Annotated in this window: 18 protein-coding genes and 7 pseudogenes; 14 read left to right on the top strand and 11 right to left on the bottom strand. The window is 68.7% G+C overall.

Annotated elements, in window-relative coordinates; genetic code table 11:
* Positions 1 to 269: 269 nt before the first annotated feature.
* On the top strand, positions 270 to 1,109 hold the full coding sequence (locus tag AOK18_RS11835; RefSeq protein WP_055694301.1) for an SDR family NAD(P)-dependent oxidoreductase: 840 nt from the start codon (positions 270 to 272) through the stop codon (positions 1,107 to 1,109).
* A 44-nt stretch (positions 1,110 to 1,153) separates the two neighbouring features.
* Positions 1,154 to 1,930 carry an SDR family oxidoreductase gene (locus tag AOK18_RS11830; RefSeq protein ID WP_055609224.1) on the top strand — a complete coding sequence of 259 codons (777 nt, stop codon included), beginning with the start codon at positions 1,154 to 1,156 and terminating at the stop codon, positions 1,928 to 1,930.
* Here AOK18_RS11830 and AOK18_RS11825 read toward each other — a convergent pair.
* The 3 genes from AOK18_RS11825 to AOK18_RS11815 all read right to left on the bottom strand — a co-directional run bounded on the left by AOK18_RS11825 (position 1,927) and on the right by AOK18_RS11815 (position 3,857).
* Positions 1,927 to 2,442 carry a hypothetical protein gene (locus AOK18_RS11825; protein WP_055571514.1) on the bottom strand — a complete coding sequence of 172 codons (516 nt, stop codon included), beginning with the start codon at positions 2,440 to 2,442 and terminating at the stop codon, positions 1,927 to 1,929. The genes AOK18_RS11830 and AOK18_RS11825 overlap by 4 nt on opposite strands.
* Positions 2,435 to 2,785 (bottom strand): hypothetical protein, encoded by a 351-nt coding sequence (locus AOK18_RS35230; protein WP_055571513.1) that lies wholly within the window; start codon positions 2,783 to 2,785, stop codon positions 2,435 to 2,437. Before AOK18_RS35230 ends, AOK18_RS11825 begins: the two co-directional genes overlap by 8 nt.
* A gap of 289 nt (positions 2,786 to 3,074) precedes the next feature.
* The gene (locus AOK18_RS11815; protein ID WP_079039692.1) at positions 3,075 to 3,857 is read right to left on the bottom strand and encodes a TIGR03084 family metal-binding protein; all 783 of its coding nucleotides are present in this window, start codon (positions 3,855 to 3,857) and stop codon (positions 3,075 to 3,077) included.
* 120 nt (positions 3,858 to 3,977) lie between these two features.
* Here AOK18_RS11815 and AOK18_RS11810 point away from each other — a divergent pair, with 120 nt between their 5' ends.
* Positions 3,978 to 4,784, top strand: coding sequence for an IS5 family transposase (locus tag AOK18_RS11810; protein WP_079104967.1), 807 nt, complete (start codon positions 3,978 to 3,980; stop codon positions 4,782 to 4,784).
* Here AOK18_RS11810 and AOK18_RS11805 read toward each other — a convergent pair.
* Positions 4,773 to 5,864, bottom strand: a complete 1,092-nt coding sequence (locus tag AOK18_RS11805; RefSeq protein WP_055694300.1) for an IS630 family transposase — start codon at positions 5,862 to 5,864, stop codon at positions 4,773 to 4,775. The genes AOK18_RS11810 and AOK18_RS11805 overlap by 12 nt on opposite strands.
* Before the next feature lie 125 nt (positions 5,865 to 5,989).
* Here AOK18_RS11805 and AOK18_RS11800 point away from each other — a divergent pair.
* Positions 5,990 to 6,453: pseudogene (locus AOK18_RS11800) on the top strand (hypothetical protein).
* Positions 6,454 to 6,463: 10 nt separating this feature from the next.
* Here the strand turns inward: AOK18_RS11800 and AOK18_RS34210 are convergent.
* Positions 6,464 to 6,565 (bottom strand): annotated as a pseudogene (locus AOK18_RS34210) (IS5 family transposase); the annotation flags it as partial.
* 72 nt (positions 6,566 to 6,637) lie between these two features.
* Here AOK18_RS34210 and AOK18_RS11790 point away from each other — a divergent pair.
* The 7 genes and pseudogenes from AOK18_RS11790 (at position 6,638) to AOK18_RS11770 (ending at position 10,647) form a co-directional block, all read left to right on the top strand.
* A complete protein-coding gene (locus tag AOK18_RS11790; RefSeq protein ID WP_338119111.1) occupies positions 6,638 to 7,357 on the top strand; it encodes a hypothetical protein in 720 nt (239 codons plus the stop codon).
* Complete coding sequence (locus AOK18_RS35225; protein ID WP_338119110.1) at positions 7,287 to 7,712, top strand: integrase core domain-containing protein; 426 nt, start codon at positions 7,287 to 7,289, stop codon at positions 7,710 to 7,712. Before AOK18_RS11790 ends, AOK18_RS35225 begins: the two co-directional genes overlap by 71 nt.
* Positions 7,709 to 8,248, top strand: coding sequence for a P1 family peptidase (locus tag AOK18_RS30765; protein ID WP_420865596.1), 540 nt, complete (start codon positions 7,709 to 7,711; stop codon positions 8,246 to 8,248). Before AOK18_RS35225 ends, AOK18_RS30765 begins: the two co-directional genes overlap by 4 nt.
* A pseudogene (rpmG, locus tag AOK18_RS11785) lies at positions 8,221 to 8,376 on the top strand (50S ribosomal protein L33); the annotation flags it as partial. The gene AOK18_RS30765 and the pseudogene rpmG, both read left to right, overlap by 28 nt.
* A gap of 46 nt (positions 8,377 to 8,422) precedes the next feature.
* Positions 8,423 to 8,545, top strand: a complete 123-nt coding sequence (gene ykgO / locus AOK18_RS11780) for a type B 50S ribosomal protein L36 (RefSeq protein WP_019525784.1) — start codon at positions 8,423 to 8,425, stop codon at positions 8,543 to 8,545.
* Positions 8,546 to 8,654: 109 nt separating this feature from the next.
* The gene (locus tag AOK18_RS11775; protein ID WP_055571499.1) at positions 8,655 to 9,719 is read left to right on the top strand and encodes an NAD(+)/NADH kinase; all 1,065 of its coding nucleotides are present in this window, start codon (positions 8,655 to 8,657) and stop codon (positions 9,717 to 9,719) included.
* A gap of 217 nt (positions 9,720 to 9,936) precedes the next feature.
* On the top strand, positions 9,937 to 10,647 hold the full coding sequence (locus AOK18_RS11770; RefSeq protein WP_055694302.1) for an IS6 family transposase: 711 nt from the start codon (positions 9,937 to 9,939) through the stop codon (positions 10,645 to 10,647).
* A 192-nt stretch (positions 10,648 to 10,839) separates the two neighbouring features.
* Here AOK18_RS11770 and AOK18_RS11765 read toward each other — a convergent pair whose 3' ends face one another.
* From AOK18_RS11765 to AOK18_RS11750, 3 genes and pseudogenes are all read right to left on the bottom strand, one after another.
* Complete coding sequence (locus AOK18_RS11765) at positions 10,840 to 11,037, bottom strand: ferredoxin (protein ID WP_055571498.1); 198 nt, start codon at positions 11,035 to 11,037, stop codon at positions 10,840 to 10,842.
* 12 nt (positions 11,038 to 11,049) lie between these two features.
* Positions 11,050 to 12,255 (bottom strand): cytochrome P450, encoded by a 1,206-nt coding sequence (locus AOK18_RS11760; protein WP_055571497.1) that lies wholly within the window; start codon positions 12,253 to 12,255, stop codon positions 11,050 to 11,052.
* Between the two features lie 475 nt (positions 12,256 to 12,730).
* Positions 12,731 to 12,961 (bottom strand): annotated as a pseudogene (locus tag AOK18_RS11750) (hypothetical protein); the annotation flags it as partial.
* Between the two features lie 112 nt (positions 12,962 to 13,073).
* Between AOK18_RS11750 and AOK18_RS11745 the strand changes: the two are divergent.
* Together AOK18_RS11745 and AOK18_RS30760 are read left to right on the top strand one after the other, a co-directional pair.
* Positions 13,074 to 14,165: a helix-turn-helix domain-containing protein gene (locus tag AOK18_RS11745; protein WP_055694298.1), complete on the top strand. Its 1,092-nt coding sequence runs from the start codon at positions 13,074 to 13,076 to the stop codon at positions 14,163 to 14,165.
* A 28-nt stretch (positions 14,166 to 14,193) separates the two neighbouring features.
* Positions 14,194 to 14,541: pseudogene (locus AOK18_RS30760) on the top strand (transposase); the annotation flags it as partial.
* 192 nt (positions 14,542 to 14,733) lie between these two features.
* Here the strand turns inward: AOK18_RS30760 and AOK18_RS11740 are convergent.
* Positions 14,734 to 15,726: a glycoside hydrolase family 11 protein gene (locus AOK18_RS11740; protein WP_055694297.1), complete on the bottom strand. Its 993-nt coding sequence runs from the start codon at positions 15,724 to 15,726 to the stop codon at positions 14,734 to 14,736.
* Between the two features lie 960 nt (positions 15,727 to 16,686).
* Between AOK18_RS11740 and AOK18_RS11735 the strand changes: the two genes are divergently transcribed.
* Positions 16,687 to 17,028 carry a hypothetical protein gene (locus tag AOK18_RS11735; protein WP_055694296.1) on the top strand — a complete coding sequence of 114 codons (342 nt, stop codon included), beginning with the start codon at positions 16,687 to 16,689 and terminating at the stop codon, positions 17,026 to 17,028.
* 202 nt (positions 17,029 to 17,230) lie between these two features.
* On the opposite strand, the pseudogene AOK18_RS34195 reads toward AOK18_RS11735, so the two are convergent.
* Together AOK18_RS34195 and AOK18_RS11725 are read right to left on the bottom strand one after the other, a co-directional pair.
* Positions 17,231 to 18,820 (bottom strand): annotated as a pseudogene (locus AOK18_RS34195) (ISL3 family transposase).
* 127 nt (positions 18,821 to 18,947) lie between these two features.
* Positions 18,948 to 19,142 (bottom strand): annotated as a pseudogene (locus AOK18_RS11725) (integrase core domain-containing protein); the annotation flags it as partial.
* Positions 19,143 to 19,223 lie beyond the last annotated feature (81 nt).

Genomic DNA, 19,223 nt, shown 5'->3' with positions numbered 1-19,223 from the left:
GCCCGGCTTCCTGCGGGGTGAGGCGGGAGCGGGCAGAGCGGAGGAACTCCGCCATCGGTGTGCTGTCGGGGTGCTCACGGTCCATCTGTCCAGGATCGCGCAGCCGCCGACGATCCGACAGCAAGAGGGTGGCCCACTTTGTCCCCCGATACGGCGGGCCATTCTGCGGCCTCTCTTGCCTTCTCGGAGCTGGTTCAGTGGAAGCCGGGCCTCGCCGCCGGAAGCGGCGGTCCGGGGCACTTCGTGAACACACAATGTGGAGGCATCTCATGTCGACGTGGTTCATCACCGGCGCATCCCGCGGACTGGGACTGGAAATCGCGCGGGCCGCGCTCCGCAACGGCGACACGGTCGTGGCCGCCGCTCGGAACCCGCGGAACCTGCCGGACGACCTGCGCCAGTCCGACCGGGTCCTCGGCGTCACCCTCGACGTCACCCGTACCGAAGACATCACGGGCGCCGTCGAGGTGGCCGTGCGTCACTTCGGCGGCATCGACGTCCTCGTCAACAACGCGGGCCGTGGCCTGCTCGGAGCACTGGAGGAGATCACCGACTCCGAAACACGCTCCCTGTTCGACCTCAACGTCTTCGGGCTGATCAACATGACCCGCGCCGTCCTGCCCGTCATGCGAGCAGCCGGAGCGGGCAAGATCGTGCACATCGGCTCCCGCGGCGGATTCGAGGGGGAGCCCGGAGTGAGCATGTACAACGCCTCGAAGTTCGCGGTGGCCGGCATCAGCGAGGCGCTCGCGGGCGAGATGGCGCCGTTCGGGATCCAGAGCATGGTCGTGGAACCCGGCGTCTTCCGCACCGACTTCCTCGACACCCGTTCCCTGTCGACCGCGGCCCAGCGCATGCCCGCCTACTACGGCACACCCGCCCACGCCACCCTGGACTGGAGGGACACCGCCAACCACACGCAGCTCGGGGACCCCGTCAAGGGCGCCGCCCTGATCTACGAGGTCACCAGCGAGGACAAGCTCCCAGGGCATCTGGCCCTGGGCCGCGACGCGATCGAACGCCAGCTGGTCAAGATCCGCAGCCTTCAGGACGACCTTGCGGCCTGGCAGGACAAGTCCGCCGCCACAGCCTGCGACGACGCCTTGTGACCACCCCGGCCGATCCCAGAGAAGAACAGGAAGGACCCCTAGCCATGACATCCCTGCTCACCGGGCGACCGCTGGACGGCCGCGTGGCTGTCGTCACCGGCGCCTCCAGCGGAATGGGTGCGGCTACCGCACGCCGCCTCGCCGAACTCGGCGCCGCTGTCGCCGTCGTCGCACGTCGACAGGAGAAGCTCTCAGCCCTCACCGCGGATATCGCCTCGGCCGGCGGAAAGGCCGTATGCCTGCCCGTCGACGTCACTGATCGAGCAGCCGTCCGTACGGCCGCCGACCAAGTGCGGGACGCACTGGGACCGGCGGACCTCGTGTTCAACAACGCGGGCGTCCAGCTGATCTCCGCCATCGACGAGCTCAAGGTCGACGACTGGCAGCGGCAGATCGATCTCAACGTCACGGGAGTGATGAATGTGATCGCTGCCTTCCTCCCGCACCTGACCGCCACAGCCGAGCGTGGAAAGCCCGCCGACCTGATCAACACCTCCTCCATCGCGGCGACCCGCATCCTGGAGAAGTTCTCGATCTACTCGGGTACCAAGGCGTACATCAGCCACCTCACCCGTCTCATCCGGGTCGAACTGGGCCGGAAGAACGTGCGCGTAAGCGCCATCGAGCCGGGCATGGTCGACACCGAACTACCCGACCACGTCACGGACCCCGACGCCAGCGCCCTGATGGCCGGCCTGCTCCGCGACATCGAGTGCCTGCGCAGCACCGACATCGCCGAAACCGTTGCCTTCATCGCCGCCCTTCCCCGGCACGTCAACATCAGCGAGCTGACCGTCCTGCCCACGGCCCAGCCCGTCTAGCGCACGATGAGGTGGCCGTCGCGGGGGCGGACGGCCGCAACGTGCGAGAGCTGGCAGATACACAGGCCGTCGGCGACGGCGTTGCCCATGCCGCAGGTGTCGTAGCCGTCGGCGCACTCGCGCTCGGCCAGGACCACGGTCTGCCAGCCAGTGACCTCGGCGACGGCGTGGGCGAGCGCATGGCACTGGCCCTGGGTGAACGCCGCGCGAGCGTTGTCGTCGAGGCGGCCGGGGGTGACCTGGAACTGGGCGGTGTTGGCGCCGAGGACGGTCACGGGCCGGTCATCGGGCAGGCCGAAGGCGTCGGTGAGCAGCTGGATGAACGTCTCCAGCTTCTCGTCGGCCTCCAGCGCGGTGATGCGGCGGGTCTCTTCGTACTCGTCGAACTCGCCGTCCACCACGCCCTCGATGCCGCAGTGCTCCTTGAGGGCGATGTGGTGGCGGGCGGCCATCTGGCGGTAGTCGGCGAGGATCTGGTGGACGACGGAGCGGGGATCGAGCGTGTCAGACAAGGGCGGTCCTCTTAGCAGGGAAGACGGCGCGGGTGCGCGTCTGCAGCGCCGGTGCCGATGCCGGTGAGGGGGCACGGTGTCCTCCGGTGGGCAGGCCCAGGGCCTGCTCGCCGAGGTACTGCATGGTGCCGTCCCTATAAAAGGGGCGCATGGACCCGGAGCGGTCCAGCACCAGGTACACGGCTGCGCGCTGCCCGTCCAGACCGTTCTTGGAGAGACTGAAGGCCGCCTTCTTGGTCAGGTCCAGCACGCCCGTGCGGGCGCGCATCGGCGTTGCGGGCTCGGCGGCCGCGGTCGGGGCCGACGGGTTTTCAGAGCGGGAGGCGAAGAGCTTCTTGAACATGGACTTCCGATCGGGAGGAGGGATAGGCCTTCGGTAGGTGCCGCTGGGGCGACCAGGACGAGCGCGGTGGGCAGCCTGCTGTTGGCGAGCGCCGTGTGGTGGCCGGGCGTGCACTGCGGCGAGCGGCCTGAGAGCCTGTCGGGTGGCCAACTGATTACGCCGAGCATGCGCTGCTGATGGCCCCGGAGTTGTCGTACTGGCACGCACTGCGTGACCATTTCGGGGCTGGCGTCGCCGAGGGCAGATCGCTGCCGTCACGCTCGCGCGTGATCAACCGTCCGGCACGTTTTCAGAGGAAAACGCGCGCCAACTCCAGCCACTTCTGTGCGTCCTTGCCGGTTGCCGTTATATCGGTCTCGGACCAGGGGCGACGCCGGGTGACACCTAGGCAGAAGTCCATGGCGCTGCCCCGTAGCGTTTGGGCGGCAGTCTCGGGACCCCACACCCAGGTCTGTCCGTCAGGTGCTGTCAGCTCGACGCGGAAGGGGCCCGCTGGTTCAGGCAGTCCGACGGCGGCGAAGGACAGCGTTCGTCCTAGCACCCCCAGCAGAGCCACGTGCTGCAGTCGATCGGTCGGAGGGTGTGCCACGCCCACAGCATCGAAGACGTCTTGCCCGTGGGCCCAGGTTTCCATCAGACGAAGGGGAATCATCAGGGCCGGGGTGATCTCCGACATGTACCAGGGGGATGCGTGGTCCCATGGCGTGTCGCGCAGCGCCGCCGCGAGGTCCGCTCGACCGGCCCTCCACTCGTCCAGGAGTACCGACCGAGGTTTGGCCGCTCCCTCGGCGGCGGCCTTGTCGGCATGTTCGCTGCCTTCGGCTTCTGCCCGCGCGAGCTCGGCGCTGAACGCGTCCGGAGTGCGCAGGGCGCTGAGTGCGTTTGCGTCCGACCATGCGAGATGTGCTATCTGGTGGGCGACCGTCCAGCCCGGTGCCGGTGTCGGTATGGACCAGTCGTCGACTGCCGTGACCAGGACGTCGAGATCATCGCCCTCAGCGACCAGCGCGGCCAGGACACCGGCGTCATCCACCTCGGGGACGGCGAGGTTGTAGTTCAGCATGGATGTCATGATGCCCTCTTCCCTGATACCCACCGGAGGCGGGGCTCGACGCACCACGGACCACCGCGCTTCCTCAACGGTGGCCAAAGGGTGTTCGGGGCTGGTCGCGTAAGTCGCGTGACGGCTACGATCTGCCCTCCAGGCACGGCCGTCAGCGGCCCATGCTATCCGTCCAGCCTGAGCGATGAGGCCTGGGGCATCATCCAGCCGGTCCTTCCCGTGCGGGACCTGCGCAAAGGGGGAGGGGTACGCAAGTACGGAGACCGGCTGGTACTCGACTCGATCTTCTACGTGCTGCGCTCGGGCTGCCAGTGGCGGATGCTGCCCCGGGATCTGATGCCCTGGGACGCGGCCCACCGCTGGTTCACCAAGTGGCGCCGGGATGGCACCTGGGACCGTATCCACGACGCGCTTCGCCGTCAGGTCCGGATCGGGGCCGGACGTGATCCCGAGCCGTCGGCCGCCGTGATCGACGCTCAGTCGATCAAAACCAGTGAGGGTGGCGAGGCACGTGGATTCGACGCGGGCAAGCGAACGGCCGGGCGGAAGAGACACGTGATCGTCGACACGATGGGCCTGCTGCTGGTGGTCGCCGTCACCTCCGCGTCCGTTCAGGACCGTGCCGGAGGCCGTACCGTCCTGGCCCGGCTCGCCACCGACTTCCGCACGGTCAGCCTGGTGTGGGCTGATGGCGGATACGCCAACTTCGTTGATTCCAAGCTGCTTTCCTGGGCCCGCGACGCGTTGGGCATCATCGTCGAGATCGTGAAGCGGACCGATGACGTCAAGGGATTCAAGGTTCTGCCCCGACGCTGGGTGGTGGAGCGAAGTTTCGGCTGGCTGGTCCGCAACCGTCGCCTCACTCGCGCCTACGAACGGCTGACCGCGACCTCCGAGGCCATGATCAAGGTGGCGATGATCCGGCTAGTGATCTGAGTCAGAGATTCGTCGGCAGTAGGCGGCGACTTTGTCGAGGATCTCGTCGGCGGTCTTCGTCCAGACGAAGGGTCTGGGGTGTTCGTTCCAGTCGGCGAGCCAGGACCTGATGTCGCGTTCGAGGGCCTGGACGGAGCGATGGACGCCGCGCTTGAGTTTCTTCTGCGTCAGCTCGGCGAACCACCGCTCGACCAGGTTCAGCCAGGACGCGCTGGTCGGCGTGAAGTGCAGGTGGAACCGTGGATGCGCCAGCAGCCACTTCTTGATGTCGGGTGTCTTGTGGGTCGCGTAGTTGTCCAGGATCAGATGCACCTGGAGGCCGGTCGGGACTTCCTTGTCGAGTTTGGCGAGGAACTTCTTGAACTCCGCGGCCCGGTGGCGGCGATGCAGGGAGCCGATGACCTTGCCGGTCGCCACTTCCAGGGCGGCGAACAGGGTGGTGGTGCCGGCGCGGACGTAGTCATGGGTGACCCGCTGCGGGACCCCGGGCATCATCGGCAGCACCGGCTGGGAACGGTCCAGCGCCTGGATCTGCGACTTCTCGTCCACGCAGAACACCAAGGCCCGCTCGGGCGGATCCAGATACAGACCGACGACGTCGTGGACCTTGTCGACGAAGTACGGGTCTGTCGACAGCTTGAAGGTCTCCGAGCGGTGCGGCTGCAGGCCGAAGGCCCGCCAGATCCGCGACACGGTCGACTGCGACAGTCCCATCTCCTTCGCCATCGCCCGCGTCGACCAGTGCGTGGCGTTCTTCGGCGTCGACTCCAACGTCTTGGTGACCACGGCGGCGACCTGCTCGTCGGTCACCGTCCGGGGACCGCCGGAGCGCGGCATGTCGCCCAGTCCGGCGATCCGGTGCTCGACGAACCGCTTCCGCCACCGACCCACCGCATGCGGCGTCGAACCGAGCTGAGCGGCCACGTCCTTGTTCGACGCGCCGCTCGCGCAGGCCAGGATGATCCGGCAGCGCAGCGCCCAGGCCTGCGGCGTGGAACGGCGCCGCACCCATCCCTCCAGCGCAGCCCGTTCCGCATCCGACAGGATCAACTCGGCCTTCGGCCTCCCAGTACGCGCCACCCCGCAACCCTACACATCTGAACAGAATCCCTGACTCAGAAGACTAGGGCGTGTGTCGGAAGTGCTCTACGTTGGCTCACGTGAGTGCGCGGGGGTGGAGTTACCGATATGTCGGACCGGTCGAGCTGAAGGCTGCGGTCCGGCCTGGCAGCGGCGGGTGCCGGATCAGTTCGGCGGCTGGATCGCTGGGCGATCGGCGGCGGAGCTGGCCGAACCGTTCACCTTCGTGGTCGGCACGGACGGTGTGCTTCGGCTGGCACCGCGGCGGAGCGAGCACGTGGCTTGCGCCGACGGAGCCATGGTTTTCAGTGCCGGCGAGATCGGTTTCGTACGTGAGGCGGACCGGTGGGCCGTGAGCGAGGTCAGTAACCAGTCCACCGGGTACTGCCCGGACGTCACCTCCTGGCCGGCAGTCGCTCGCGCTCTGGACGCTGTAGGGCTCGGGCGGCCCTCCGGCTTCACCCACGAGGTGGTGTTCCGGCGGTGTCCTGGCTGTCAGGAGCACAACATCGTGCGTGAGGACGACTTCGTCTGCGTCTTCTGCGGCAGCGATCTGCCGGAGACCTGGAACGTGGATCCCACCGTGTGACGGCCGAGGGTCACAGCCACTCGTTGATGGCCGCGACGAGGACGGTCGCCTCGTAGCGGACCGCGAGCTTGTCGTAGCGGGTGGCCACAGCCCGGTGGCGCTTGAGGCGGTTGATCCCTGTGCCGCTCGAAAAGTCATCGGTACAGGTGGGAGTGATGCGGTTCGACCCTGAGAGCATGTCCGCGTGACCGTGTCCCTGCTGTCCAAGGTGGCCCGGAGGCTGCCGTCCGTCCCGCCGGTGCTGCCGCGCCGCGACACCACCCAGGATGCGGAACTGCTCGTGCCACGGCACGAGAACGCCGTCCTGCGCCGCCAACCGGCCGGCCTGGCCCGCTCCGAGCCGGCCGACCGATTCCGGTGCGCCGCCCCGTCCGCGCCGATACCGGCGCGAGGTCTTCCCGGTCACCCCGCCACCCTGCCCGCCCGGCACCACAAACCCGTCGCCGCCACGCGGGATTACACCGCACGCCGACGCACCGGACGCCCGCCCGCCCGAGCGGCGATCAAGACGCTCGTTCCGCGGCCGGCCCAGGAGAACCCGCGGTGGGGCCACCGGCGCATCCAGGGGGAGTTGGCCCGACTCGGGCATCGGATCGCTGCCTTGACGGTCTGGGAGATCCTCAACGCCGCGGGCGTCGACCCGGTGCCTCGTCGTGCCGGTCCGACCTGGCGCGAGTTTCTGGCCGCCCGGGCCGAGGGGCTCATCGCGGCGGACTTCTTCCACCTCGACACCGTGCTCGGCACGAGGCTGTACGCACTGGTGTTCCTCGAGCACGGCGCGAGGCGCCTGCACCTCACCGAAAGTCACCGCCCAGCCCACCCGGGAGTGGGCCGTGCAACAGGCGCGGAATCTCGCCGCCGACCCGGGCATGCACATGGAATCTCTACGATTTCTGCTGCGTGACCGCGACGGCAGGTACGGTGTGGCGTTCGATGCGGTCTTCGCGGCCGAGGAGCTGGAGGTGATCTTGAGTGCCCCGCGGGTTCCTCGGATGAACGCTCCCTGCGAGAGGATCATTGGCAGCATCCGGCGCGAGATGCTCGACCACGTCCTGATCGTGGGCGAGGCCCATGCCCGCCAGGTCCTGGCCGCCTACCGGCGGCACTACAACACCCACCGACCTCACCAGGCCCGACAGCAACCACCGCCTGATGCCAAGGAACGGCCCGACGCCACCGTGCACGACCTCAACGCCCGCCGAGTGCTGCGGACCAGAATCCTCGGTGGCGTGATCAGCGAGTACCGTTATATCGCTTGACCGGCGACGATGACTTTTCGAGCGGTATAGGTGCCGGCCGGCGCCGCAGTGCCGTCCTCGCCTGCAGCGATGATTTTCCGAGCCTCACAGGCTGCGTCGGCGCGGGCACCGGCACGGTCGCACCGGGCTTCAAGGCTGGCATCGACACCGCCTCGCGCACACCGGACGTGGGAGACCGACGCTTCACCGCGGGTGTCCTGGTGCAGGCGAACTTCGGCGGCGCCCTGCGCGGCCTGGGCCGCATCGTGACCCCGCGGTCTCCGAGCCTCGAGTCCGACGATCCGGCGCCGGCGCCGTTGGCGGAGACCGGCTCCTGCATGATCGTGGTGGCCACGGACGCCCCCGCTCGACGCCCGGCAGCTCACCCGTGTCGCGCGAAGGGCGGCGTTCACCCTCGCACGCACGCACGGGCGCGGCCTACGGCCACGGCAGCTGCGACTACGCCGTGGCCTTCGGCACCCGGCCGAACGCCGTCGCCTGCGCGGCCGACGCCGAACCGGGCCCGCTCAGCACAGCGCGGCCCGTCGTCAGGCTGAAGTCGGCAGCCGGTACGGGAGTCACCTATGTGACCCGTAAGAACCGTCTGAACGACCCCGACCAGCTCGTCCTGCGCAAGTACGATCCGGTCGCCGGAGAGCACGTCCTCTTCCGCGAAGAACGATGACACCCGCCTCCCTCGCCCTCGTGCAGCCCCGCGGAAGGAGAACGTGATGAAGGTACGCAAGTCCTTGCGCTCGCTGAAGTCCAGGCCCGGCGCCCAGGTGGTGCGCCGACGGGGCGTGACCTTCGTGATCAACAAGAAGGATCCGCGGTTCAAGGCCCGCCAGGGCTGACCAGCCACCGCACCACCCGGACGGCCCGGTACCGCGCCCGGTGGACGCGCGCCTGGCCAGGATGGAGCCCCACGCCCAGTCGGGGCGAGCGGACGTCCAGGAGGCGGAGATGGCGGTGGACCGGGTCGGCATGGTCGTACACGGCGGACGTCCCGAGGCCGCGGAGGCGGCCCGCACGGTCCGTGCATGGTGCGCCGAACATGCCGTCGCCTGCAAGGACATCGACGTGTGGAACGACGGCGAACGGCGCAGCGCCCGGCAGGAAGTGGCGGCGGCCGGCGACCCCGGCCTCGTCGTCACCCTCGGCGGGGACGGCACCTTTCTGCGCGGGGCCCGGCTCGCGGCCGCCATCGACGCGCTGGTCCTCGGTGTCGACCTCGGCCGCGTGGGTTTCCTGACCGAGGTGCCCATGACCATGGTGCGTACGGCGCTGGACGCCGTGCACGACGACCGGCTCGACGTGGAGCAGCGCATGCTGCTGACCATGCGTGCCTCGTGCCGCCTGGAGGTGCCCTCGGACATCGAGGCGCTCATGAGCTACGGCCGAGGCCCGCTCCTGCCCCCGACCAGCGTGCGCTCCGACTGCGAGACGGGCGGCGAGTGGGGCATCCCGCTGGACGTGACCGCCCTTAACGACGTCGTACTGGAGAAGCTCGCCAGGGACCGGCAGATCTCGGTCGGGGTCTACATCGCGGGCCGGCTGCTGGCCTCGTACTCCGCCGACGCGCTGCTGGTGGCCACACCGACGGGATCGACCGCCTACAGCTTTGCCGCCGGCGGCCCCGTAGTCTCGCCGGGCACCGAGGCACTGGTCTTCACACCGGTGGCGCCGCACATGACGTTCAACCGGTCGGTCGTCGCCGCCCCGGACGAGCCCGTCGGGCTGCGGGTGCTCGAGCGCTCGGGCCGCGCCGCCGTCAGCATCGACGGCCAGCTCCGCGGCGTGATCGGCCCCGGTGACTGGATCGGCGTCTACGCCGCACCGCGCAAGCTGCGTGCCGTACGGCTCGGCCCGATGGACTTCTACGGCCGCCTCCGTGACCGTATGAACCTCACCGACGCGCCTGCCGCGGTCGCCGACGGCACGCCCGCACCGCTCTGGCCGGTCCGCAGTGCGCCGCCGGGAGACCTGGCGCACCTCGCCATGCCGGACGACCCGACGGCATCCGGGTGACGGGGCCCGTCACTCCCTACCCCACCTGGGAACCTCCCGCGCCCCCGGGGACGCGGCACTCGGCGCGGACTGTCGGCGGAGCAGGCCCATCAACGTCAGGGAGCCCGGCCCGAAGAAGACCAGGAGAAGGAAACCCCAGCAGGGCGCTGTCACGTTGGCTGACAGGATGGGAGGATCCTCGGGCTGATCACGGTGGAGGGGGCCATCCGTGGAGGACATGTCGCCGTCGTACAAGGGGCACCGGTATCCGGTCGAGATCATCTCCCACTGCGTGTGGCTGTACTTCCGCTTCCCGCTGTCGTTCCGGGAGGTGGAGGAGCTGATGCTGGAGCGCGGTGTGATCGTCTCGTACGAGACGATCCGCCGCTGGTGTCTGAAGTTCGGCCAGGCCTACGCGAACGGGCTGCGCCGCCGCCGGTCCCGGCCCGGCGACAAGTGGCATCTGGACGAGGTCTTCATCAGGATCAACGGAGAGCGGAAATACCTGTGGCGGGCTGTCGACCAGGACGGGATGGTGCTGGACATCCTGGTGCAGAGCCGCCGGGACACGGCTGCGGCCGGGCGCTTCTTCCGCCGCCTGTTGAAGAAGACAGGCGAGGTGCCGCGGGTGATCGTCACGGACAAGCTCTGCTCCTACGGAGCGGCCCACCGCGAGGTGATGCCCTCGGTCGAACACCGCTCGCACCAGGGCCTGAACAACCGGGCGGAGAACAGTCATCAGCCGACGAGGCAGCGCGAACGCGCCATGAAGGGCTTCCGCAGCGTGGGCGCCGCGCAGTGGTTCCTGTCCGCGTTCAGCGGCATCTCACCCCACTTCCGGCCCCGCCGCCACCCGATGACCGCTCCCGGCTACCGCGCCGAGATGACCGTCCGCTTCGCCCTCTGGGAGCAGGTCACCGGCGTCACCGGCCGGCCTGCCGCGGCCTGAGCCCAGGGCCGGCACCCGGCCCCACCACACCTCGACACACCGTCAGACACCCGCACACCCAAACAACGCCCACCCGCGCGGCGGCCTTCTAGTCAATCCTGCGCTGCCTGGGCCACGGGCCGGCGCGACGGGCACGCGGCGGGTCAGCCGGCCCGCCGCGTGCGGCGGCGGACCGGCGGTCGGCGTGACCCGCTACTCGTCCTCGGACAGCGTGATGGCGCCCACGGGGCAGGCGCGGGCGGCCTCCCGGACCAGCGGGTCGCCGGCACCGTCCTCCCGGCCGGGCAGCAGGGCGCTGAAGCCGTCGTCGTCCTGGGTGAACACTCCCGGCGCGGTCAGGGCGCACTGTCCGGCGCCGATGCAGCGGTCCTTGTCGATCTCGATGTGCATGACGGCAGCCTCTTACCAGCCGACGGGCAGTTCCAGCATCCCCTGGATGGTGGTGCCGGGTTTGAAGGGGATCTCCTCCGGCGGGGCGGCGAGCCGGAGCCCGGGCAGCCGTTCGAGGAGCGTGCGCAGGGCAATCTCCAACTCGGTGCGGGCGAGGTTCTGGCCGAGGCACTGGTGGATGCCGAAGCCGAAGGCGACGTGGTGACGGGTCGAGCGGTGGAAGTCGAGCGTGTCGGGCGCCGGATAGACGTCCTCGTCGCGGTTGATGACGGAGGTGGAGAAGACCACGCCGTCCCCGGCCCTGATCGTGGTCCCGGCGATCTCGATGTCCTCGGTGGCCAGCCGCAGCAGCCCGTCCGCGATGGACAGCATCCGCATGAGTTCCTCGATCGCGTCCGGCAGCAGCGAGGGGGCGGCGCGCAGTTCGGTCAGCCGGTCGGGGTGCAGCAAGAGCGTGTAGGTGCCGAGGGAGATCATGTTGGCCGTGGTCTCGTGGCCCGCGACCAGGAGGATCATCGCCAGCGCGGTCAGCTCCTCGCGGTCCAGCTCGCCCTCGCGCAGCCGCTGCTGGACGAGTTCGTCCAGCAGGCCCTCGCCGGGCTGCCGCTGCTTGTGGTCGATCAGTTCCTCCAGGTACGCCGCCAGCCGGTCCCGGGCGTCCTGCGTCTCCTCGGCCGTCGGTCCCCGCAGCAGCCGCCTCGACTGCTCCTCGAAGAACTCGTGGTCGGCGTAGGGCACGCCGAGCAGGGCGCAGATCACCATGGACGGAACCGGCAGCGCGAAGGCACGCACCAGGTCGACGGGCGGCCCCTGCGCGATCATCGCGTCCAGCAGTTCGTCGACGATCTCCTGGATGCGCGGCCTCAGCTCGGTGGCGCGCTTGAGGGTGAAGCTCGGGATCATCATCCGCCGCTGGGTGCGGTGCTTGGGGTCGTCGACGCCCAGGAGTGCCGGCTTGCGGTCGCGGACCGCGGCGAAGCGGGGCGTGGTGACGGGGAAGCCCGAGCGGGTGCGGTCCGTGGACAGCCGGGGGTCCGCCAGCAGGACGCGGGCGGCGGCGTGGCCGGTCACGAGCCAGGCCGGGCGGCCGTCGTAGAGCTGGATGCGAGCCAGTGGCCGGGCGGTGCGCAGCGGGTCGTACCCGGTGGGCGGGTGATAGGGGCAGGTCCGGTCCTGGGGGAAGGAGACAGGCTCGGACAGTTCGGTCAGGTCTGTCATGGAAGACCTCGCAGACGAAGGATGCGTCGTGCCGATCTTCATTAGATGCCCGGGGCACCTAGGGCACGACATGAAGTTCGGCCAGATCGGGGACCTGCGGGATCTGGCTGGGAACCACCCATTCCGCATCGTAATTCGGTTGCCGCCCGAACGGCGCTGGATACAGGATCCGGCCATGTCCACGACCGATGTGTCCTCGCCGCTGCCGTCCGCCGCCGACCTCTTCGCGCGGTCCCGGCAGCAGCCCGGCCGTCCCTGGAGGCCCGGTCCGCCGCGGTCGTGAGCGCCGCGCTCGTCGCGGGCCTGCTCGCGGGCTACGGCATCGCCGTGCCCGTCGGCGCCGTCGCGACCTGCCTCTCCGGGAGGTGGCACGTGAGCGTGCACCAACCCGGATCAGCCGTACTGCGACCGGCGCCACCCGGCCCGGGGCGGCGGCGACCTGTGCGGCGGTGACCTGCCGCTGGGCCGGGCCCGTCTACAGGCGCAGCAGTCGCTCCGTGATCTCCCGGTACTGCCGCAGCGCGTGCCGGAACTCCTCCGCCTGCGCCTGGGCATCCTGGTCCTGCCAGCCCGCACGCAGGACGCGTCGCCGTTCCGCGAGGGCGCTCGCGAGCTCTGCGGTGACCTCGTCGAAGGCGCTCTCGCCCGCCTCCAGCGCCTCATGCGGGGTATCGGCGAAGTCGAGGAGGGCCTGCCGCAGGAGCTGGGAGTGTGGGTGCCGATAAATCATCCGCCCAGGTCACGGCCTTGACCGGCCATCTCTGATGTGGCTGCCGGCCGCCCCGCTGTCTTCACCTGGGCAGGGGAAAACGGCGGTCGTGCTGCTGCGCCTGGCCTACCTCGCCGCTACCAACATCTTCATCCTGCTACGCCTCCTGCCGATGAGTGACCGCGAGAAGGACGTGGAGATTCTCGCCCTGCGGCACCAACTGCTCATCCTGCAACGCCAGGTTGCCAAGCCCGCGTTCACCGACACCGACCGTGTGGTTCTCGCCGGCCTGTTCCACCACCTCCCGAGAGAGAAACTGCATCACCTCCTGCTGCTGGTATGCCCGGACACGATTCTGCGCTGGCGCCGCAACCTGCTCAGGCAACGCCATGCCGCCACCTGCGCGCCCAAGCGCCGCGGGCGCCCACCCACCGTCCGTTCGATTCGCGCTCTGGTGCTGCGCCTGGCCCGCGAGAACAGCTCCTGGGGCTACCGACGGATCCACGGCGAGCTCGCGGCGCTGGGCATCAAGGTCGCCGCCTCGACCGTCTGGGAGATCCTTCGCGAGCACGGCATCCCGCCCGCGCCCGAACGGCAGAGCACCACCTGGGCTGCCTTCCTGCGCAGCCAGGCCGACGCGTTGCTCGCCTGCGATCTTTTCGAGACCCGGACGCTGACCGGGGCGCGGATGTACGCCTTCGCCGTCATCGAGCACTCCACGAGGCGCATCCGGATCCTGGACGCCACCGCTCACCCGACCGCGGAGTGGATCGTGCAGCTCGGTCGCAACCTCGTCATGGACCTGGAGGACGCGGGCAGCAGGGCCAGGTTCCTGATCCGGGACCGAGACGCGAAGTTCACCGCCGCCTTCGACGCCCTGCTGGCCGACGCCGGCCTGAAGGTGATCACCACCGGCATCCGGATACCCCGGATGAACTCCCTCATGGAGCGCTGGATCCAGACCTGCCGGCGCGAGCTCCTCGACCGCACCTTGATCTGGAACCAGAGCCACCTCCTGTACGCGCTCCGCGAGTTCGAAACCTTCTGCAACGAGCACCGGCCGCACCGAACGCTGAAGCAAGCCGCACCCCTTCGCGCACTACCCGAACCGATCAACGTGCCAGCGCACATCAGACATATGAAAGTCCCCCGACGGGATCGACTCGGCGGAACCCTTCACGAATACTGGAATGCTGCATGACCAGGCCGGATGATTTGTCGGCACCCGCAAGGTCGCAGCCGACCACCCGGCCATCCGCAAGGTCTGGGTCGACGGCGGCTACCGCAAGCACTTCGTCGAGCACGCCGCCACCCTGGGCATCGACCTGGGAATCACCGCCCGCACCCCGGGGACCAGGGGCTTCACCCCGATTCCGAAACGCTGGACGGTCGAGCGGACCTACGGCTGGCTGATGCTCCACCGCCGCCTGGACCGCGACTACGAGACCCTTCCGGCTCGCTCCGAAGCCATGATCCATATCGCGATGGCCGACCTGATGGCTCGCCGCCTCACCGGCGAGAGCACCATCTCCTGGCGCGACCCCGCAAAGCCACATCAACCGAAGATTCCAGGATGAAACACCGGGAGAAAACGACCTCTTACTCAGCGGAGCTTCACCTACCGCCGCTTGGCGCCGCCGGGCAAGGCGCTCAAAGCGAATGTGCCGTGGCTGGCCGGCTACCGCCATCCCCGCGACCGCGACGCCGGCGGTCTGGAGCGGGGCGTGCGGCGAGCCGCAGCACGGTGCGCGCTACGGCTCGCCGCTGACTCAGCCCGCGCTGCAGGAGACGGTCGGCCAGTTCCAGTTGCCGTTGGTCTGAATCGTGGCGCCCCAGTTGTTGCCGCTGCCGTTGGACTTGGCGACAAGCGTCTGGCTGTCGGGGTAGGACGCACTGACGTTCCAGGTGGAGGAGACCTTCGCCGGCGAGGGCACGTTCATGGTCACGGTCCAATTGCTGGATCCGCTCACGGAGACGTTGAGGTTGTACCGGTCGCCCCACTGCTGACCGGCCGACAGGGTCGCGGTGCAGCCGCCATTGCCACCACCGCCACCACCCCCGCCACCGGATCCTTCACTCACCGTGATGTTGGAGTTGCCGCTGCTCTGGTAGCCCTCAGTGGCCATGATCATGTAATTGTGGTTGCCCAGGTTCATACCGTTGCGGGCCCACGCGTCGAAGTGGTTCCCGCTGGTGATGGTGCCACTGGTGCGCTTCGACTGCCGGACGCTCCAGTACTGGTCGAAGGTCCTGGTGCCCTCGATGGAGGGGGCGTTGTACCGGGTGGTCTTGTAGATGTCGTACGTGCCGCCGTCGGTGGTTACGGTGCCCTTGTACTCGCCGGTGGGCCGGTAGGTGCCCCAGTTGTCAACGATGTAGTACTCGACGAGCGGGCCGGTGGTCCATCCGTAGAGCGTCAGGTACGCGTTCCCGGACGGGTTGAAGGAGCCGGAGTAGCTGACGGTCTTGCGCCCGCCGGTGCTCCAACCCTTGCCGGCGACGAAGTTTCCGGTGTCGCGCCACTGCGTGCTGTAGTTGCCGCCGGAGCCCAGGTCCATGGAGACAGTTCCCTGGGCGTCGGTCCAGAACGAGTACCACCAGCCGTTGTTGGTGCCGGTCTGGTTCGTGGTGACGGCAGCGGTGGCGGTGGTGGCGGTCAGGAGCAGCACAGTGGCGGCGGCCAGCGCGACGGTCCAGATACTTCTGACGCTGAACAGCAGGCGGCCGCGCCTGCGGCCCCTCGGCTGTGCGGACACGTTCATATTGATACGCCTCCTGTGACAGCTCGGTTGGGGAGGTCCGATGCCGGATAGTTTTGGCCTGTGCGCGTCAACCGTCAATAGTTTCGGTACATGTTTCGAAAGCTTCGCTTGATCATCAATCTGACTACATCCATGTTTATGCAGTTCAAACAGCATGTTGCACCAGTTGAATTTATGGATTCCATATCAGACATCGATCCTGCTCCGAAGAGTGAACTCTCGGTAGCGAAACGTTTCGGTCTCCGGTTCCTCGTGTGCGGCTGGCGGTATCCCGCGCCGGCCACGGGTTCGCAAGGAGGTCGTGCGGGCACCCAGGCAGCCCTCGTTCGGCGAGCCCGCAGACAGAACCCGGCTCAGTGCCGCAGCACTCGGGGCCTCCTCCACTCTGTCCTTGGTGATCAGCGCGAGCGGGATAGGGGTGACCTCGCTCCCCCTTGCCTGTCCTGAGCAGTCCGGCCGCCCTGCTCACGGCCGTCTCGCTGATGCCCTGGGAGAGCTGGCGACCATGGCCGAGAAGCCGCGGTCCTGGACCGCGACCGGCTTTTCGTCGGTGCCGTTCTCGGTGACGATCTCGATGTCCTTGCCGCACCGCGGGCATCGAAGACCCTGCGGGCCGCGAAGGCCATCTCCGCGTCGGCAAGGGAGACGTAGTCCAGGTCCGGGTGCGCCTCGGTCATGCACTCGGCGACATCCTGGGCCTTTACTGAGTTGAACATGCCGGGCTGGTCGGCGACCTGATCGGCAGCCGGGACGGGTTCTGGTCCAACTTCTGTGGAACGGTGACGCTCAGTACCGACGGGGGTGTCGGTAGGACGGTTGATAATGCCGGTCATGGCAGATCGCAGTCCGGTTCTCCGGATCATCACCTCGGCGGCGCGGGAGTCCCTGACGCCGCTCGGCATGGCCCGGCGTGGGCGGTAGCGGCTGTGGATTGATGATCACGGGTGATGGCTCGGGGTTGTGGAGTTCACCCCGCCACGCACTGCCGGCAGCGGTCTGGACGTCGGTGCGATGTGGCTGTGGCACGACGTGGACCACCTGGCCTTCCACGTGGACGCAGTCCGAGTCAGCCCCGAGCCGTTCCGCACCGAGGACCAGTTCACGCCGCTGGCACTCGAACTCAGCCGACGGGCGGCTGTGAACGTGACCGCGCTGAGGGAGAGGTTCCCAGCTCTGCCAGACGTCGCCCGATACCTGACGTCCAGGCCGGTGCGGCGGGGATTCCTCTGGGACTGCTTCGACGCCGGGATCGCGGCCGCCTTGGTCGAGGATCCGGACACGGCCCGCGATCACTTCGAGTGAGTCCTTCTAGAGGACCCGCTGGCCCCGTGGATCGTCGAAGCCCAGGAGAAGGCACGTGAGCTTCACGCGATCGCGCCAGATCGCGACGCCGTAACTGCCTGGGTCGCCGGGCCGTCGACTCATGCCGGAGCAAGCTGGGCCTGGCTCCTGTGCCGCTCGCGATCAGCTGAATGGACCCGCTCGTCGAGCTACAGAGCCGCGGTCAGGCCAGCAGGACTCGCTTCCGTAGCAACCCGAAGCCAGCGCGTCCGTACATCTGGCGCTTGATCATTTTGATCCGGTTGACGTGGCCTTCGACGACGCCGGAGCTCCACGGCAGCGTGAGGCCGACGGTGACGGCGGCGAGATCGCGTTCGAGGCCGTTGACGAAGGTGTGGAGGCTGGGCAGGTCGTCGGCGCGAACCACCTTGATCCATTGCGGGAGCTGGTCACCCTGGAGCTGGGTGAGCATCTTCCCGAACGCGCGGACGTGGCCGGTGAGGGCATCCAGTTCGGGGCAGTCGGCGAGGACGGATTTGAGCTTCACTCGCTCGCTCTCCGGCAGGGTGTCGGGGTGGGTCAGGATCCAGCCGGTGACCGTGCGCGGGGACGGCGGACGGGCTGCCGGTGCGGTCGGGGTTGTGCGGGACGGCTGGAGGTAGGCGCGGACGGCTCCGTAGCCGCCGGTTTAGCCGTGAGTCTTGATCTCTTCCCGGAGGGTCCAGGCGTTCGTGCAGCCCTCGGCCCATCGCTCGTGCAGGTAGGGCTTGAAGTCGTCGAGCTTGGTCTTGCGGTTCTGCCACTGTCCCTGGAACAGGTCTTCCGGCCTCGCGGCGTCAGCTAGGCGTTGGACGGTGCGGTAGGTCATGCCGAGCTGGCGCTGGATCGAGCGTCGGCTGTGGCCGGCGGCCAGCAGCGCGTGGACGGCGGCGTGCTTGGCGCGGGTGCGGTCGGCGAACCGGTGCCCGGTGGGCCATGGCGACCCGCTCTCGGCCGGTGCCGGAGCCTTCTCCGGCACAGACTCGGTGAAGGTCACACGAAGGCACGAGCGGTGGTGGGAGACGCACCGCTCGGCCGCTTCGCCGAGGTTGCGCCACAGATGGAACCGATCGGCGACCTGGACCGCGGTGGGTGCCCCGATCCTCGCGCCCTCGGCGAAGAACGGGGCGCGGTCGCGGCAGACGACCTCGATTCCCGGGTGCTCGGCCAGCCAGGCCGCCGCAGTGCCTGCCTCGCGATCCGGCAGGAGGTCAACCGGCCTGCGGGTCTCGACGTCGACCAGCACGGTCCCGTAGACACGGCCCTTGCGCATCACGTACTCGTCGACGCCGACCACCCGCGGAACTTGCGGCTGGGGTTCCGGGAGGGAGTCGACCAGCCGCAGGACCGTGTTCCGGCTGATCCTCGCCCCGAAGACGTCGGCCAGCCGGGCGCCGACGCGACCGGCCAGGGCGAGGCCGACCTCGGCCAGCACCGACCGCATTCGTTCGGTCCGTTGGCTGTACCGCCGGGTCAGGCCCGCGACCTGCTCGACGAACGTCCGCCGCCCGCAGTAGACATCTTCGCATGTGAAGCGCCGGACACGGAGCCGCAGCACCACCCGCCGTCCCGCCACGGGGAGGTCAGCTGGAAACCGCAGATAAGAGCCGTGCACCCGCCCGGACCTGCTTCCGCAGCCCGGGCACCGAGCCCCGGCCGTCCGGGATCTGACACCGACTCGGATCACCTCGCCGTCGTCCTGCACCGACACCACCTTGATCCCCGGATCCGCCAGGAAGAGCAGCTCTTCCAGCCGGAGCAGTACATCGCCCACAGCCCAGAACCATCAGCCCGAACGCGGTCAGCACCGGCAGTTTCCAGACGATCTCGCGAGACCTATCAGCAAGACCAACAGTCACAGGGAGTAGGCACATCACAGAAGTTGGACCAGAACCTCACTCGGGCAGCGGGCGGAGTGGAGCGGCCTGGCCCAGGGCCCGGTGTGGCCGATGTTCGTTGTAGAAGGTCTCGAACTCAACGAGCACGTGCAGGAGATGGTGCTGGTTCCAGATCAGGGTGCGGTCGAGGAGCTCGCGGCGGCAGGTCTGGATCCAGCGCTCCATGATGGAGTTCATTCGCGGTATTCGGAGTTGCGTGCCGGGGCCCGGTCGCCCCAGCGCAGCAGATCGTGCTCGAGCGTCAACGCCCCCGCAACGCCCGGGCCCCGGCACGCAACT

This window comes from Streptomyces prasinopilosus (assembly GCF_001419695.1).
GTDB classification, from domain to species: Bacteria; Actinomycetota; Actinomycetes; order Streptomycetales; family Streptomycetaceae; genus Streptomyces; species Streptomyces prasinopilosus.
Note: the sequence above shows the minus strand (reverse complement) of the source record. Positions and strands in the feature narration are given on the sequence as shown.